Source organism: Streptomyces sp. NPDC017095 (assembly GCF_044332325.1).
Lineage (GTDB): Bacteria > Actinomycetota > Actinomycetes > Streptomycetales > Streptomycetaceae > Streptomyces.
On the sequence record NZ_JBIROU010000006.1, the window covers coordinates 167,903 to 180,935 of the forward strand.

Below are 13,033 nucleotides of genomic sequence, written 5' to 3' on the forward strand. Positions count from 1 at the left end.
GGAGGAACCGGCTCACACGGCTGACAGCGGGTACCGGGCGAGGCCCGTGACGCCTCGCACGCCTCCCTGTACGCTCTGGTGGCAGCCGTTCACGGTACGTGACACTGAGAGCCATCGTCCGCGGACACCGACGATGGAACCAGTGGGAAGGAACCACCCCTCCATGCACCGTGTCGCTTCACTCGCCCTCGCCTCGGCCGCCTTCGCGGCGGCAGCCCTCGGCACAGCAGGTCCCGCCACGTCCGCCCCCGCCACCACCGTTGCCGCCTCCGCCCCGTCCGCCTCCGGGAGCGGTGCCGCCGCCACCTACAGGTGCGACCCGGGGAACTTCTGCATCTACAGCAGCTGGGACGGCGGCGGCACCCGCTGCCAGTGGACCTCGGAGAAGATCGCGAACACCGCCGACCAGTGTTCCTTCATCCGCAACGGCAAGAACGTGCTGTCCCTGTGGAACGGAACCGGACACCGCGTCCAGTACTACACGCAGACCAACTACCACTCCCGGGTCGGCTCGACGCCCGCCGGCCACGGAGGGAACCTCCAGGGCAGCTACCAGATCCGCTCGTTCAAGAAGCAGTAGGTCCCGCGCGGCGGCGCACGGGGCGGGGCACCGCCTCGGCGCGCCGCAGGACGCGCAGCCCCTCGTGCCGCTGGCCGACGATCCGCGCGGCGAGGGTCTCGGGGTACACGCGGTGCAGGTGGTCCACCAGCAGCTTGTGCTGGGTGTCCGGGTCGGCCTCCGGAGGCAGGGCGTAGGCGTGCGGTTCGAGCACCGAGCCGCGGGTGCGGACCGCGGGCGTGCCGTCGCGGCCGGGGCACGCGGTCACCGACCGGTTCCCCGGGTGGGGCGACGGGCGACGAAGGTGTGGGTGATGCCGGTCTGCCAGCCCGGCAGCGGCAGGACGCGCACCCGCTCGAAGCCCGCGTCGCGCAGGCGTACGGCGAACCGGGCGGCGGTGTCGAACTCGACCACGCTGCGCCACAGGTGCCGGTACAGCCGCCCGTCGCCGAGTGCGGTGGCCACGGGCAGCACGAGGCCGCCGCACACCGCCGTCCACACCGCGCGGTCCACGCGCCGGCCGCCGAGGGTGTACTCGTGCACGCCCAGCCGGCCGCCGGGCGCGAGCGCCGCGCGTACGGCGTGCAGGACGGCGTCGGGATCGGCGGTGTTGCGCAGCAGATAGGCGGCGAACACCGCGTCGAACGGGCCCTCGACGCCCGCCCGGCGCAGACCTTCCGCCGGGGCGTGCACGAAGGAGACGCGGCGCGGCCACCGCTTGGCCGCGGCGCGCCGCAGCATCCCGGCGGAGGCGTCGACCGCGGTGATCTCGGCTTCGGGCAGGACGGCGGCGAGCGCCGCGGTCGAGGCGCCGGTGCCGCAGCCCAGGTCCAGGACGCGGCGCCCGCGCCCGCCGTCGGGCAGGCCCAGCCGGCGCACGGAGCGCCGCAGCTGGGAGTGGTAGCCCGGGTTGGCGGCCACCAGGGTGTCGTAGCCGCGGGCGGCATGGTCGAAGGCGACGGTCAGGTCCGCGTCGCGCAGCACGGTCATGGGCACTCCTCGGTCCGGGGAAGGGGGCGCGGCGGACGCGCGGGGCACGGCCACGGCGCGGCCGCTGCCGGCGTGGGGGCGGCAGGCGTGGAGAACTCCGTGTACTCGACGAGCGCCGTGTCCTGGCCGGTAGGCAAGGCGTATCTGAAGGACACGCCCCGCGCCGGCTGGGGGTGCGGACGTCCATCAGGTCCACGGCCGAGGGGGCGAACTCCGGGCCTCCGGTGCGGGGACCACAGCGGCCCAGGGGGCGCCTCGCGGAGCACGGCGGACAGGGGCCGGGCCCCGGGCGCCGGGTGCGCGAGCCGGTGCGCCAGGGACAGACCGGCGGCTCCGGCGCCGACGAGGGCGACGTCCGTCTCGATCACCGCAGCCCTCTCTCGGTCGGGTCGTGTCCGGGCCCGTGGTGGACGCGGCGCCGCCGGGGCGGCGGACGGACCGGACTGACGGTCACCGGGGCCGGAGGCCGCCCGGGTGGCCGCGGCGCCCGTACGGCCGCGCCCCGGTCCGGCATGCCGATATGCGTCCGGTTCGTCAGGGAATGTCACTTTCTTGGCGATCCTATTCGAGACACCGCCGATCGATCGTGTCCGCCGCACCCGCACCCGGCGCGGTCGCCCTCGGCGGGACGCGGGAAGGACCGCGCGGCTTCTCCGTGGCCCGGCGCCTGACGGTGCCGCTGCGTCCGCTGGGCCGTACGGCCGCCGGACGCCCGTGGCGTGACGACCTGGCCCATGCCGAACGCCGCCGGCGACTGCGGTCACATGGGCGTTTCCCGGGCTGAACAGCCGTCACTGCCGCTGTGCGTTCCCGCGTCTGGCCGCACGCCCTTGCGTTCTTGCGTCCTTCCGGAAGCGCGGCCGTTTCCGGTGTGCGGCAAGAGCCTTCTGTCACGCCCGCGTGAATTCCGGCGGCCCGTGGTACGGGAAACTCCGCCTGTTCTTGACCGGCCGCTCGCGCGGCTGCCACGATCGAGGGCATGACGATGCGACCGGACCTCACGCGGCGACGCCACGTCGACCTCGTGCGCGTCTCCAGCGCCTCCTGTCGCCCCGCGGCCTGATCGCCCGCCCCTCACGCGGGTCCCCGTCCGCCCGCCGCCCCGGCGCGTCCCGACCCGCCGCCCGCCTTTACGCCGCGTTCACTGCGCACCGGGCAGTGCCGCGCCTTTTCCCGCACCTCACCGATCCGGTGTTTCCCGGCGCCTGAATTCCGCGCGCCCGCACGGCATTTCCGCTTGACCGGCAACAGGAGTTCCGCATGTCCCAGGCACCCGTGAAATTCGCCTACTGGGTTCCCAACGTCAGCGGGGGACTCGTCACCAGCAAGATCGAGCAGCGGACCGACTGGGGGTACGAGTACAACCGCGAACTGGCCGTGCTGGCCGAGGACAACGGTTTCGAGTACGCGCTCACCCAGGTCCGCTACATGGCCAGTTACGGCGCCGAGTACCAGCACGAGTCGACCAGTTTCAGCCTCGCCCTGCTGCTCGCCACCCAGCGTCTGAAGGTCATCGCCGCCGTCCACCCGGGCCTGTGGCACCCCGGTGTGCTCGCCAAGCTGGGCGCCACCGCCGACCACCTGTCGCACGGCCGCTTCGCCGTGAACGTCGTCAGCGGCTGGTTCAAGGACGAGTTCACCGCGCTCGGCGAACCCTGGCTGGAGCACGACGAGCGCTACCGCCGCGCCGAGGAGTTCATCCGCGCCCTGCGCCGGCTCTGGACCGAGGACCACACCGAACTCGCGGGTGACTTCTACCGGTTGCGGGACTTCACCCTCAAGCCCAAGCCCCTGAGCGCCCCGGGGCGCCCGCACCCGGAGATCTTCCAGGGCGGCAACTCCACGGCCGCCCGCGCCATGGCGGGCCGCGTCTCCGACTGGTACTTCTCCAACGGCAAGGACTTCGCCGGGGTGACCGAGCAGCTCACCGACGTGCGCGCCGCGGCCGGACGGGCGGGCCGCGCCGCGCCCCGGTTCGGCCTGAACGGCTTCCTCATCGCCCGCGACACCGAGGCCGAGGCCCGCGAGACCCTGCGCGAGATCGTCGCCCGGGCCGACACCGCGGCCGTCGAGGGCTTCGGCGCGGCGGTCAGGGAGGCCGGCCGGTCCACCGCCGACGGCAAGGGCATGTGGCAGGACTCCTCCTTCGAGGACCTGGTCCAGTACAACGACGGGTTCCGTACCGGGCTGATCGGCACGCCCGAGCAGATCGCGGAACGCATCGTCGCCTACAGGCAGTTGGGCGTCGACCTCTTCCTGCTCGGCTTCCTGCACTACCACGAGGAGGTCGAGTACTTCGGCCGGCGCGTGCTGCCGTTGGTGCGCGAGCTGGAGGCCCGGCTCCCGGACACCGGGCCCGCGGCCACGGTCCCCGCGCCCGCCTGACCGCCGTCCCGTTCCCTCCGCGCCCCCGCCGCGTTCCGCCCGCGGAGAACCCGCCATCCCACCGGAAAGAGGTCACCGAAGCATGAGCACCGTCGACTCCACCGACTGGCAGACCCGCCCCGCCCCGCGGACGGCCGAGGAATGGACCGCCCGCGCCGCCGAGGTCGCCGCCGTCCTCGCCACCGACGCCGCCGCCCGCGACCGCGCCGGGGCCACCCCGTACGCCGAGGTCCGACTGCTCAAGGACTCGGGCCTGGTCACCCTGCTCGGCCCCGTCGAGCACGGCGGCGCGGGCCAGTCCTGGCCCACCGCCTACCGCGTCGTCCGCGAGGTGTCCAAGGCCGACGGCTCCATCGGCCAGCTCCTCGGCTACCACTACCTGTGGAACTGGGCCGCCCGCCTGGTCGGCACCCGCGAGCAGTGGGAGCACGTCGAGGCCGAGGCCGCGCGCAACCGCTGGTTCTTCGGCGGCGCCGTCAACCCCCGCGACCAGGACGTCGTGGTCACCGAGGACGGCGACGACCTGGTCTTCACCGGACGCAAGTCCTTCTCCACCGGCGGCAAGGTCTCCGACGTCACCGTCCTGGAGGGCGTCCTCGACGGCTCCGACCAGCACGTCTTCGCCATCGTGCCGTCGAATAGCGAGGGCCTGGTCTTCCACGACGACTGGGACAACATCGGCCAGCGGCTCACCGAGAGCGGCAGCGTCACCCTCGACGGGGTCCGTACGCCCTGGTCCTCCGCGGCCGGCTACGTCGGCAAGCGGTTCCGGCCGCGCACGTACAACACGCTCAACGTGCCCACGATCCAGCTCGTCTTCGTCAACTTCTACCTCGGCATCGCGGGCGGCGCGCTGGAGACGGCCGCCGCCTACACCCGCACCAGGACCCGGCCCTGGCTGCACGGCGGTCACCAGCGCGCGGTCGACGAGCCCTACGTCATCGACACCTACGGCGATCTCACCGCCAAGCTGTGGGCGGTCGAGGCGCTCGCCGACGCGGTCGCCGCCGAGGGGCAGCGGCTGCACGACGACCCGGACGCCGTCACCGAGAGGACCCGCGGCGACTTCGAGGTGCGGGTGGCGGCGGTGAAGGCGCGGGCCACCGAGGTCGCCCTGGAGGTGACCAGCCGCATCTTCGAGGTGACCGGCGCCCGCTCCACGACGACCGCCGAGGGCCTGGACCGCTTCTGGCGCAACATCCGCACCCACACCCTGCACGACCCCGTCGCCTACAAGCGGCGCGAGGTCGGCCGCTGGGTCCTGGAGGGTGAACTGCCCGAACCCACCTGGTACTCCTGACCGGCGAGCGGCGCGGCGCCCCCGGCCGCGGGAGCCTGGACCGCCGCTTCCCGGGTAGCCGTATCCCACGGGGTCCGCGGAGCACGGGGCCCCCTGGTGAAAGGAGCGTCATGTCCGGAGTCCTGCAGCGCATCAAGCAGTTCGCGAGCAGCCCGCAGGGGCAGCGCACGATCGACCAGGTACGCCGCACCGCGGCCGATCCGCGCCGCCGGGCCCAGGCCCAGCGCCTCTTCGGCAAGCTGCGTGCCCGCCGGTCGGCGGGCTGACTCAGACGCCCGCGACCGACTGGATCCAGGAGCGGTACGCCGTCACGTTGGTGTACGCGGTGTTCGACTGACGGTCGCTGGTGGAGGCGACGCCGACCTGCACGCCGTTCGCCATCATCGGGCCGCCGGAGTCACCGCCGGCGGTGATCCCGTTGCCCCAGGTGGCGCAGATCGCGGAGCCGCCGTAGGCGTCGGTGCAGCCGCTGCTGACGGTCACGTTGGCGACCTTCAGATAGCGGGACTGGCAGTTGATCTCCGAGCCGCACTGGGAGGTGGCGCCCCAGCCGTACACCTGCACACCCTGGCCGACCCGCACCGTGCCGGGCTGTCCGAGCGGGGCGTAGGACGTCGAGACGGAGCGGTCGAGGCGGACGAGTGCCAGGTCGGCGCCGTGGGTGTAGGTCTGGACGCCGTTGGCGACCGTGCCGCCGCTGTACTGGTCCACGCTGCCGATACGGAAGGACAGCGAGCCGCCGCTCACACAGTGTTTGGCGGTGAGCACCCAGGTCGGCGCGATGATCGTCGCCGTACAGGTCTCCTGGCCGTTCGAGTACAGCCGGGCGGCCCAGGGGCCGCTGTTGGCGTACCCGCCGCCGATGATGGGCTGGGGACTCCTGGCGGTGACGGGTGCGGTCGCCGGCGCCGCGGATGCGGTGGGGGCCAGCAGCGCGAGGGCGGAGACCGCCGCCGCGGCGATGGCGGGCGCGAGTCGTGATATACGCAAGGTTCCTCGATCCGGGACGCACGTCTGCCGACGTGCACGGGTGTGGGGTGGACGGCCGCGCGGACCGTGCCCACGCGCGGCACCGCCACCGGACGGCACGCACGTCATGGACATGCCCTAGCTTCGGCAAGGAACCGTGCCCTGGGTACTAGTACTTCGCCATAACACCGTGTTATGGGCGGACCCGGTCCATGCGGCGGCCCAGGACGGGCAGGGCGGCCGGGACGACCAGGGTGACCAGGCCGAGCAGCCCGACGGCCGACGACAGGTCCCCCAGCGCCGCCTTGCCGCCGAGGAGGACCAGCGGGCAGAGGAACTCGCCGAGGAAGAAGGCCGCCGTCCACAGACCGGTGCCGCGCCCCCGGTCGGCGAAGTCCAGCCGGGACATCGCGAGCGTCAGCAGCGACGGCAGGAGCAGGCCCGTGCCGACGCAGTTCAGCACGGCGCCCACGAGCAGCAGCGGCAGGCCGTCCGCCACGGACATGCACAGGAAGCCCGCGGCGCAGAGCAGGAAGAGCAGCGGCAGCCGGCGCCAGGGTCCGCCGGTGCGGCGGGTGAACAGGACCGAGCCGAGCACGGTGGCGGCACTGGCGAGCGCGGTGACCGCGCCGATCACACCGGTGGACTCCACGCCCAGGTCGGCCAGGAGATAGGACATCTCCACGGGCACCGTGTAGAAGACGACCGCGCCGAACACCGTCAGCAGGCACAGACCGGCCATGCGGCGCACCGGGAAGGGCCGCCGCTCGTCCGTCGCCGGCCGGGCGGCGGGGGTTACGGCGGGCAGGACGCGGGCCATGAGCGGGGCGAGCGGCAGCCCCACGGCGTACAGCCAGAACGGCGCCCGCCAGCCGGCCGCGCCCAGGACGCCGCCGAGCGCGAGGAACACCGTGGCGGACGCCGACGCGCACATGGTCTGCGCCGCGAGGTACCGGTCGCGGACCCGGCCGGTGTAGTAGTCGCCGATCAGCGTGGTGCAGCAGGTCATGACGGCCGCTTCGGCGACCCCCACCAGCACCCGGCTCGCCACGATGCCGTACAGGGAGTCCAGCCACAGCGGCACCGTGCCGAAGAGCGCGTAGAGGAGGGTGGCCGCGACCAGGAGGCGCTTACGGCCGAGCCGGTCGACGACGGCACCGGCGAAGGGCGCGAGCAGGGCGAGCGAGAGCGCCGGCACGGTCAGCATGAGCGGCACCAGCGCGGTGCCGCCGGGCACGGCCTCGAAGTGGCGCTGCACGGCGGGCAGGACCGGGGCGAGCAGGACCGCGCCGAGGACGGGCAGACAACTCCCGGCCATCAGCAGGGCGGCGGGCGGTCCGCCCGGTGCGGCCGGGGTCGTGCCGTGGGCACGGGCGGGCGGGGCGGCGGATGCGGGCATGGCGGTACTCCGGGCGTGAGGTGCGGGAAGACGGCGCCGTCGAAGCGGACCCGGCCCGGCTGTCGCGGGACCCGGCGCAGGGCGCGTGATGTGCCACGACTATGCGGTCCGGGCACGGCCCTGCCCAGCCCTCGCACGATCCGAGTTCCGGATGGCGTCGATCCACGCGGTGGATGGACCGGCGCCCGGCGCCCGCAACACCGCGCGGGAGAGCCGTCCGCGCCGCCTCGGCAGAACAAGGCATAAGGGGAAGACCGGCCAGAAGATAAGCGGCGTGGATACCGGCCATCCATGAAATCTATTTCCCAGATCACGGGTGCGCGGTCCAGATTGGTCACACCGCAATCAGGAGGACATGTCCGTGAAACCTGAACCCGCGTCCGCGCTCTTCGCCGGACCGTTCGCCCTCGCCACCCTCTCGGCCCCGGACGGGCCGGAGTTCCCCGCGCTCGTCACCCCCGACGGCCAGGCCCTCGACCTGCGGGCCGCCTTCGGTGACGGCCGGCTGACCACACTGGACGTGCTGTCCGACTGGGAGACGGCGCTGCCGCGGCTGCGCGCGCTGGCCGACACCACCGGCCTGGCCCGCACCGCCGTCGCGGACCTGCGCGTGCACGCGCCGGTGACACCGCGCCAGGTGTTCCAGTCGGGGGCGAACTACCGTCAGCACGTCATCGACCTGCACGTCGCCCACCGCGCACCCGGCGACGACCGGCCGGAGGACGAGCGGCGCGCGGAGGCCGCGGAGATCATGGACCGGCGGGCCGCCGAGGACCTGCCGTACGTCTTCCTCGGACTGCCGACTGCGATCACCGGCCCCTATGACGACGTCACGCTGCCCGCCTGGGCGGCAAAGCCGGACTGGGAGCTGGAGCTGGCGGTAGTGATCGGCCGGCCCGCGTACCAGGTGTCCGTCGAGGATGCGCTGGAGTACGTCGCGGGCTACACCATCGCCAACGACCTGACCGACCGGGCCACCGTGTTCCGCCGGGACATGCCGCAGATCGGCACCGACTGGCTGCGCAGCAAGAACGCCCCCGGCTTCACCCCGCTCGGCCCGTGGATCGTGCCGGCCGAGTCCGTCACGAACACCGACGACCTGCGCGTCACGCTCAGGCTCAACGGCGAGACCATGCAGGACGAGTCGACCAAGGACATGATCTTCACGGTCGCGCGCATGGTGGCGTACGTCTCCCAGACCGCGCGTCTGCTCCCCGGCGATCTGGTGCTCACCGGCAGCCCGGCCGGCAACGGCATGCACTGGGGCCGGCTGCTGCGCGACGGCGACGTCATGGAGGGCACGGTCACGGGGCTCGGGACGCAGCGCACCCGATGTGTGGCGGAGGCGTCGTGACGCTCGACCGGCACGACCCCGAGGGCGCGATCGCCGAGGCGGCCAAGGCGTACTCCAACTGGGGCCGTTGGGGCGCGGACGACCGGCTCGGCACCCTGAACTTCCTCGACGAGGCGAAGCGGCGCGAGGGTGCCGCGCTGGTCCGGCGCGGCGTCAGTTTCTCGCTCGCCCAGTCCTTCGACATGAACGGCCCGCAGAAGGGCTGGCGGCGGCGCACCAACCCGGTGCACACCATGCTGGACACCGGCACCGACGCCGCCCTGGGCAACCAGGGCTTCCCGCACGGCATCGGCGGCGCCGACGACGTGATCGCGATGCCGCTCCAGTGCTCCACGCAGTGGGACGGGCTCGGGCACATCTTCGACCACGGTCTCGCCTGGAACGGCCGTCCGGCCGAAAAGGTCGTCACCTCCGACGGCGATCTGGTCACCGGCATCGAGCACATGGCGCCGTACGTCGCCGGGCGCGCGGTGCTGCTGGACGCGGGCCGGGTGATCGGCGAGGACGGTGAGCTGCCCGACGGGTTCGCCCTCACCGAGGAGCACTTGACGGCGACGGCCGAGGCGCACCGCGTGGCCGTCGGCCGCGGGGACATCGTGCTGGTGCGCACCGGACAGCTCGCCCGGGCCCGCCGGGACGGCTGGGGCGACTACGCCGGCGGACCGGCGCCGGGTCTTTCGTTCACCACGGCCGGCTGGCTGCACGGCACCGAGATCGCGGCGATCGCCACCGACACCTGGGGCTTCGAGGTCCGCCCCAACGAGTTCGAGCACGCCTTCCAGCCGCTGCACCAGGTGGCCATCCCGAACATCGGCCTGCTGATCGGCGAGATGTGGGACCTGGAGGCGCTGGCCGAGGACTGCGCCCGCGACGGCGTGTACGCGTTCTGGCTCACCGCCGCTCCCCTGCCCATCACCGGCGCGGTCGGCTCCCCCGTCAGTCCGATCGCCGTCAAATAACGTACGGAACAAGGGAGTTCCCATATGAGCACAACCCGCACGGTCCTGGTGATCGGCGGTGGCGCCGCAGGCAACGCCGTGACCGTCCTCCTGCGCCGCGCCGGCCTCGCGGTGGACCTGATCGAGGCCAAGGACGACTGGAACGCCACCGCCGGCTCCGGTATCACCCTCCAGGGCAACGCGCTGCGTGTGCTGCGTGAACTCGGCGTCTGGGACCGGGTCCAGGAGGCCGGCTTCGGTTTCGGCTCGGTCGGCATCACCGCCCCCGACGGCACCGTCCTGCACGTCGCCCGGGACCTGCGCACCGGCGGCGACGATCTGCCCGCCACCGTCGGCATGCGGCGCCCGCGACTCCAGCAGATCCTCATCGAGGCGGTGCGGGCCAGCGGCGCGTCGGTCCGGCTGGGCACCACCGCCGAGATCCTGGACCAGGACGCGGACGGTGTCTCCGTACGCTTCAGCGACGGCGCCGAGGGCCACTACGACCTGGTGATCGCCGCCGACGGCCTCGGCTCCGCGACCCGCGCCGCGATCGGCATCACGGACAAGCCCGAACCGACCGGCATGGCCATCTGGCGCGTCGCCGCCCCGCGCCCCGCCGGCGTGACCCGCACCGACCTCGCCTACGGCGGGCCGGCCTACATCGCCGGATACTGCCCCACCAGCGAGACCACCCTGTACGCCTACGTCGTCGAGGCCAACCGTGACCGGGCCGGGATACCGCCCGAGTCGTACGCGGACGAGATGCGCCGCCTGACCCGGCACTACGGCGGTTTCTGGCCCGAGATCACCGCGCACATCACCGACCCGGCGCAGGTCAACTACACCTGGTTCGACCGGCTGTTGGTGGAGGGGTCCTGGCACCGCGGCCGGGTGGTGCTGATCGGTGACGCCGCGCACTGCTGCCCGCCCACCCTCGCGCAGGGCGCGGCGCTGTCCCTGGAGGACGCGTGGGTGCTGGCGCAGATGCTGACCGGGTCCGACGCGTGGGACGACGCACTGTTGCAGGCGTACCACGACCGGCGGATCACCCGGGTCCGCCCGGTCGTGGAGGCTTCCGTACAGATCGGCCGGTGGCAGCTCGAAGGGGTGCGCGACGCCGACGTGCCGGGCCTGATGGGCCGCACGATGACCATGCTCAGGGAGTTGCCGTGACCGCCGTGGACACGCCCACCGTGGACGTGCACGCCCACGTCCTGCTGCCCGGGGTCGAGGCCCTGGTGGCCGGTCTGCCGGGACTTGAGGAGGCGAAGGCGCTGGATGCCCGGCGCAACGGTCCGGCGGCCCTCGCCGTCAGCGGCCCGATGGTGCGTGAGCGCCTCCCGCGCCTCACCGACGTGCGCGTGCGCCTGGCGGCGATGGACGCCCAGGGCGTGGACGTCCAAGTGGTCAGCCCCTCCCCCTCGCACTACCACTACTGGGCCGACGAGCACACGGCGGAGAAGGTGTACCGGCTGGCCAACGAGGCGACGGCGGCGCACTGTTCGGCCGCGCCGGACCGGTTGCGGGGTCTCGGACTCGTACCGCTCCAGCACCCGCAGCAGGCGGTGCGCGCCCTCGACCACGCGCTGGCGCAGGGCCTGGCCGGCGTGGAGATCTCCAGCCACGCCCCCGGCCGGGAGCTGTCCGACCCGGCGTACGAGCCGTTGTGGGCGCGGGCCGAGGAGAGCGGCGCGCTGCTCTTCCTGCATCCCTTCGGGTGCACCCTGGACGAGCGGCTGGACCGGTGGTACCTGTCCAACACGGTCGGACAGCCCACGGAGAACGCCGTCGCGCTCTCCCACCTGATCTTCTCCGGGGTGCTGGACCGCCACCCGGGGCTGAAGGTGATCGCGGCGCACGGCGGCGGTTACCTGCCCACGCACATCGGCCGTTCCGACCACGCCTGGTCGGCCCGCTCCGACGCGGGCGCCTCCTGCGCGCACCCGCCCAGCAGCTACCTGAGGCGCCTGTACTTCGACTCCCTCGTCCACGACCCGCAGGTGCTGCGGGAACTGGTCCGGGTCGCCGGCGCCGACCGGGTGCTGCTCGGCTCCGACTTCCCCTTCGACATGGGCACCGAGGACCCGGTCGGCGCCCTGCGCGCCGCGCGCCTGTCCGACTCCGACTTCCACGCCGTCAGGGGCGGCAACGCCGCCGCCCTGCTCTCCCTGGAGTGACACCATGAGCGCACGCCTGCTCACCCATCTGCGGCACGTCGACCTCGCCGTGCCCGACTACGACAAGCAGCTCGACTTCTACGCCGGTGTCTGGGGCCTGACCAAGGTCGCCGAGGACTCCGGGATCTCCTTCCTCGCCGCCGAGGGCTCCCCCGAGCAGTACGTCGTCCGGCTCCGCAAGGCCGAGGAGAAGCGCCTGGACCTCGTGTCGTACGGCGCGGCCTCCCGCGCGGACGTGGACACGCTCGCCGCGCGACTGCTGGCCGGCGGGGTCCAGCTGATCACCCAGCCGGGCAAGGTGGACACGCCCGGCGGCGGCTACGGCTTCCGCTTCTTCGACGTGGACGGCCGCACCATCGAGGTCTTGGCCGACGTCGAGGTCCGCAAGCACCGCAAGATCGAGGAGAAGGAGGCCATCCCGGTCAAGCTCTCCCACGTCGTGCTCAACTCCCCCGACCTGAACCGCACCCGCGAGTGGTACGAGCGGCACCTCGGCTTCGCCCTCTCCGACACGCTCAGCTCCCCGCGCATGGGCGAGGTCATGCACTTCATGCGGATCAGCAGCCAGCACCACTCCATGGCACTGGCCAAGGGCCCGCACACCTCCCTGCACCACGTCTCCTTCGAGATGCGCGGCATCGACGAGTACATGCGCGGCTCCGGCCGGGTGCTGCGCGCCGGCCACACGAAGATCTGGGGACCGGGCCGGCACCTGGCCGGCGACAACACCTTCACCTACTTCCTCGACCCGCACGGCAACACCGTCGAGTACACCACCGAGCTGGAGTGCCTGGACGAGGACACCTGGCACCCGCACGTCTACGACTTCTCCCGGCCGGAGGTCACCGACCAGTGGGGCACGGCCAACCCCATGAGCGAGATCGTGGCGAAGGAGTCCTTCAACGACCCCGACCGCGGCTGCTTCGTCGCCCCGCCGGTCTGATCCCATCCCCCGCTCC

The 13,033-nt window shown here is 72.9% G+C and carries 15 protein-coding genes and 1 pseudogene; 11 read left to right on the forward strand and 5 right to left on the reverse strand.

The window, feature by feature from the left end:
* The first annotated feature begins 163 nt into the window (after window positions 1–163).
* Entirely contained in the window at window positions 164–580 is a 417-nt protein-coding gene (locus ACH4OA_RS13920) for a peptidase inhibitor family I36 protein (RefSeq protein WP_397935857.1), read from the forward strand.
* Here the strand turns inward: ACH4OA_RS13920 and ACH4OA_RS13925 are convergent.
* Genes ACH4OA_RS13925 through ACH4OA_RS13935 form a run of 3 tightly spaced genes read right to left on the reverse strand, consistent with a single transcriptional unit; the run spans window position 567 to window position 2,154 of the window.
* Window positions 567–827 (reverse strand): hypothetical protein, encoded by a 261-nt coding sequence (locus ACH4OA_RS13925; protein WP_397935858.1) that lies wholly within the window; start codon window positions 825–827, stop codon window positions 567–569. The two genes, ACH4OA_RS13920 and ACH4OA_RS13925, sit on opposite strands and share 14 nt — an antisense overlap.
* Window positions 824–1,549, reverse strand: a complete 726-nt coding sequence (locus ACH4OA_RS13930; protein WP_397935859.1) for a methyltransferase domain-containing protein — start codon at window positions 1,547–1,549, stop codon at window positions 824–826. The genes ACH4OA_RS13925 and ACH4OA_RS13930 overlap by 4 nt, the downstream gene beginning before the upstream one ends.
* On the reverse strand, window positions 1,546–2,154 hold the full coding sequence (locus ACH4OA_RS13935; protein WP_397969134.1) for a lycopene cyclase family protein: 609 nt from the start codon (window positions 2,152–2,154) through the stop codon (window positions 1,546–1,548). The genes ACH4OA_RS13930 and ACH4OA_RS13935 overlap by 4 nt, the downstream gene beginning before the upstream one ends.
* Before the next feature lie 38 nt (window positions 2,155–2,192).
* Between ACH4OA_RS13935 and ACH4OA_RS13940 the strand changes: the two are divergent.
* From ACH4OA_RS13940 to ACH4OA_RS13960, 5 genes and pseudogenes are all read left to right on the forward strand, one after another.
* A pseudogene (locus tag ACH4OA_RS13940) lies at window positions 2,193–2,333 on the forward strand (DUF5914 domain-containing protein); the annotation flags it as partial.
* Window positions 2,334–2,534: 201 nt separating this feature from the next.
* Window positions 2,535–2,612, forward strand: a complete 78-nt coding sequence (locus ACH4OA_RS13945) for a putative leader peptide (RefSeq protein WP_365878564.1) — start codon at window positions 2,535–2,537, stop codon at window positions 2,610–2,612.
* Window positions 2,613–2,809: 197 nt separating this feature from the next.
* A complete protein-coding gene (gene sfnG / locus ACH4OA_RS13950) occupies window positions 2,810–3,934 on the forward strand; it encodes a dimethylsulfone monooxygenase SfnG (protein ID WP_397935860.1) in 1,125 nt (374 codons plus the stop codon).
* 82 nt (window positions 3,935–4,016) lie between these two features.
* A complete protein-coding gene (locus ACH4OA_RS13955) occupies window positions 4,017–5,234 on the forward strand; it encodes an acyl-CoA dehydrogenase family protein (protein WP_397969136.1) in 1,218 nt (405 codons plus the stop codon).
* A 110-nt stretch (window positions 5,235–5,344) separates the two neighbouring features.
* Window positions 5,345–5,500, forward strand: a complete 156-nt coding sequence (locus ACH4OA_RS13960) for a hypothetical protein (protein WP_365878555.1) — start codon at window positions 5,345–5,347, stop codon at window positions 5,498–5,500.
* 1 nt (window position 5,501) lies between these two features.
* On the opposite strand, the gene ACH4OA_RS13965 is transcribed toward ACH4OA_RS13960, so the two are convergent.
* Window positions 5,502–6,224, reverse strand: coding sequence for a S1 family peptidase (locus tag ACH4OA_RS13965; protein WP_397935863.1), 723 nt, complete (start codon window positions 6,222–6,224; stop codon window positions 5,502–5,504).
* Between the two features lie 172 nt (window positions 6,225–6,396).
* Window positions 6,397–7,602, reverse strand: coding sequence for an MFS transporter (locus ACH4OA_RS13970; protein ID WP_397935865.1), 1,206 nt, complete (start codon window positions 7,600–7,602; stop codon window positions 6,397–6,399).
* Window positions 7,603–7,957: 355 nt separating this feature from the next.
* Here ACH4OA_RS13970 and ACH4OA_RS13975 point away from each other — a divergent pair, with 355 nt between their 5' ends.
* Genes ACH4OA_RS13975 through ACH4OA_RS13995 form a run of 5 tightly spaced genes read left to right on the forward strand, consistent with a single transcriptional unit; the run spans window position 7,958 to window position 13,017 of the window.
* Entirely contained in the window at window positions 7,958–8,956 is a 999-nt protein-coding gene (locus ACH4OA_RS13975) for a fumarylacetoacetate hydrolase family protein (protein WP_397969138.1), read from the forward strand.
* Window positions 8,953–9,915 carry a cyclase family protein gene (locus ACH4OA_RS13980; protein ID WP_397946448.1) on the forward strand — a complete coding sequence of 321 codons (963 nt, stop codon included), beginning with the start codon at window positions 8,953–8,955 and terminating at the stop codon, window positions 9,913–9,915. Before ACH4OA_RS13975 ends, ACH4OA_RS13980 begins: the two co-directional genes overlap by 4 nt.
* Window positions 9,916–9,939: 24 nt before the next feature.
* A complete protein-coding gene (locus ACH4OA_RS13985; RefSeq protein ID WP_397969139.1) occupies window positions 9,940–11,070 on the forward strand; it encodes an FAD-dependent oxidoreductase in 1,131 nt (376 codons plus the stop codon).
* A 5-nt stretch (window positions 11,071–11,075) separates the two neighbouring features.
* Entirely contained in the window at window positions 11,076–12,074 is a 999-nt protein-coding gene (locus tag ACH4OA_RS13990) for an amidohydrolase family protein (protein WP_397969366.1), read from the forward strand.
* A 4-nt stretch (window positions 12,075–12,078) separates the two neighbouring features.
* A complete protein-coding gene (locus ACH4OA_RS13995) occupies window positions 12,079–13,017 on the forward strand; it encodes a VOC family protein (RefSeq protein ID WP_397946450.1) in 939 nt (312 codons plus the stop codon).
* The last annotated feature ends 16 nt before the right edge of the window (window positions 13,018–13,033 follow it).

Bases quoted from the DNA above. Each gene is read 5' to 3' on its own strand.
- ACH4OA_RS13970 (WP_397935865.1), bottom strand. From the start codon at position 7,602: ATGCCCGCATCCGCCGCCCCGCCCGCCCGTGCCCACGGCACGACCCCG.
- ACH4OA_RS13975 (WP_397969138.1), top strand. From the start codon at position 7,958: ATGTCCGTGAAACCTGAACCCGCGTCCGCGCTCTTCGCCGGACCGTTC.
- ACH4OA_RS13930 (WP_397935859.1), bottom strand. From the start codon at position 1,549: ATGACCGTGCTGCGCGACGCGGACCTGACCGTCGCCTTCGACCATGCC.
- ACH4OA_RS13995 (WP_397946450.1), top strand. From the start codon at position 12,079: ATGAGCGCACGCCTGCTCACCCATCTGCGGCACGTCGACCTCGCCGTG.
- ACH4OA_RS13960 (WP_365878555.1), top strand. From the start codon at position 5,345: ATGTCCGGAGTCCTGCAGCGCATCAAGCAGTTCGCGAGCAGCCCGCAG.
- ACH4OA_RS13955 (WP_397969136.1), top strand. From the start codon at position 4,017: ATGAGCACCGTCGACTCCACCGACTGGCAGACCCGCCCCGCCCCGCGG.
- sfnG (WP_397935860.1), top strand. From the start codon at position 2,810: ATGTCCCAGGCACCCGTGAAATTCGCCTACTGGGTTCCCAACGTCAGC.
- ACH4OA_RS13985 (WP_397969139.1), top strand. From the start codon at position 9,940: ATGAGCACAACCCGCACGGTCCTGGTGATCGGCGGTGGCGCCGCAGGC.
- ACH4OA_RS13945 (WP_365878564.1), top strand. From the start codon at position 2,535: ATGCGACCGGACCTCACGCGGCGACGCCACGTCGACCTCGTGCGCGTC.
- ACH4OA_RS13920 (WP_397935857.1), top strand. From the start codon at position 164: ATGCACCGTGTCGCTTCACTCGCCCTCGCCTCGGCCGCCTTCGCGGCG.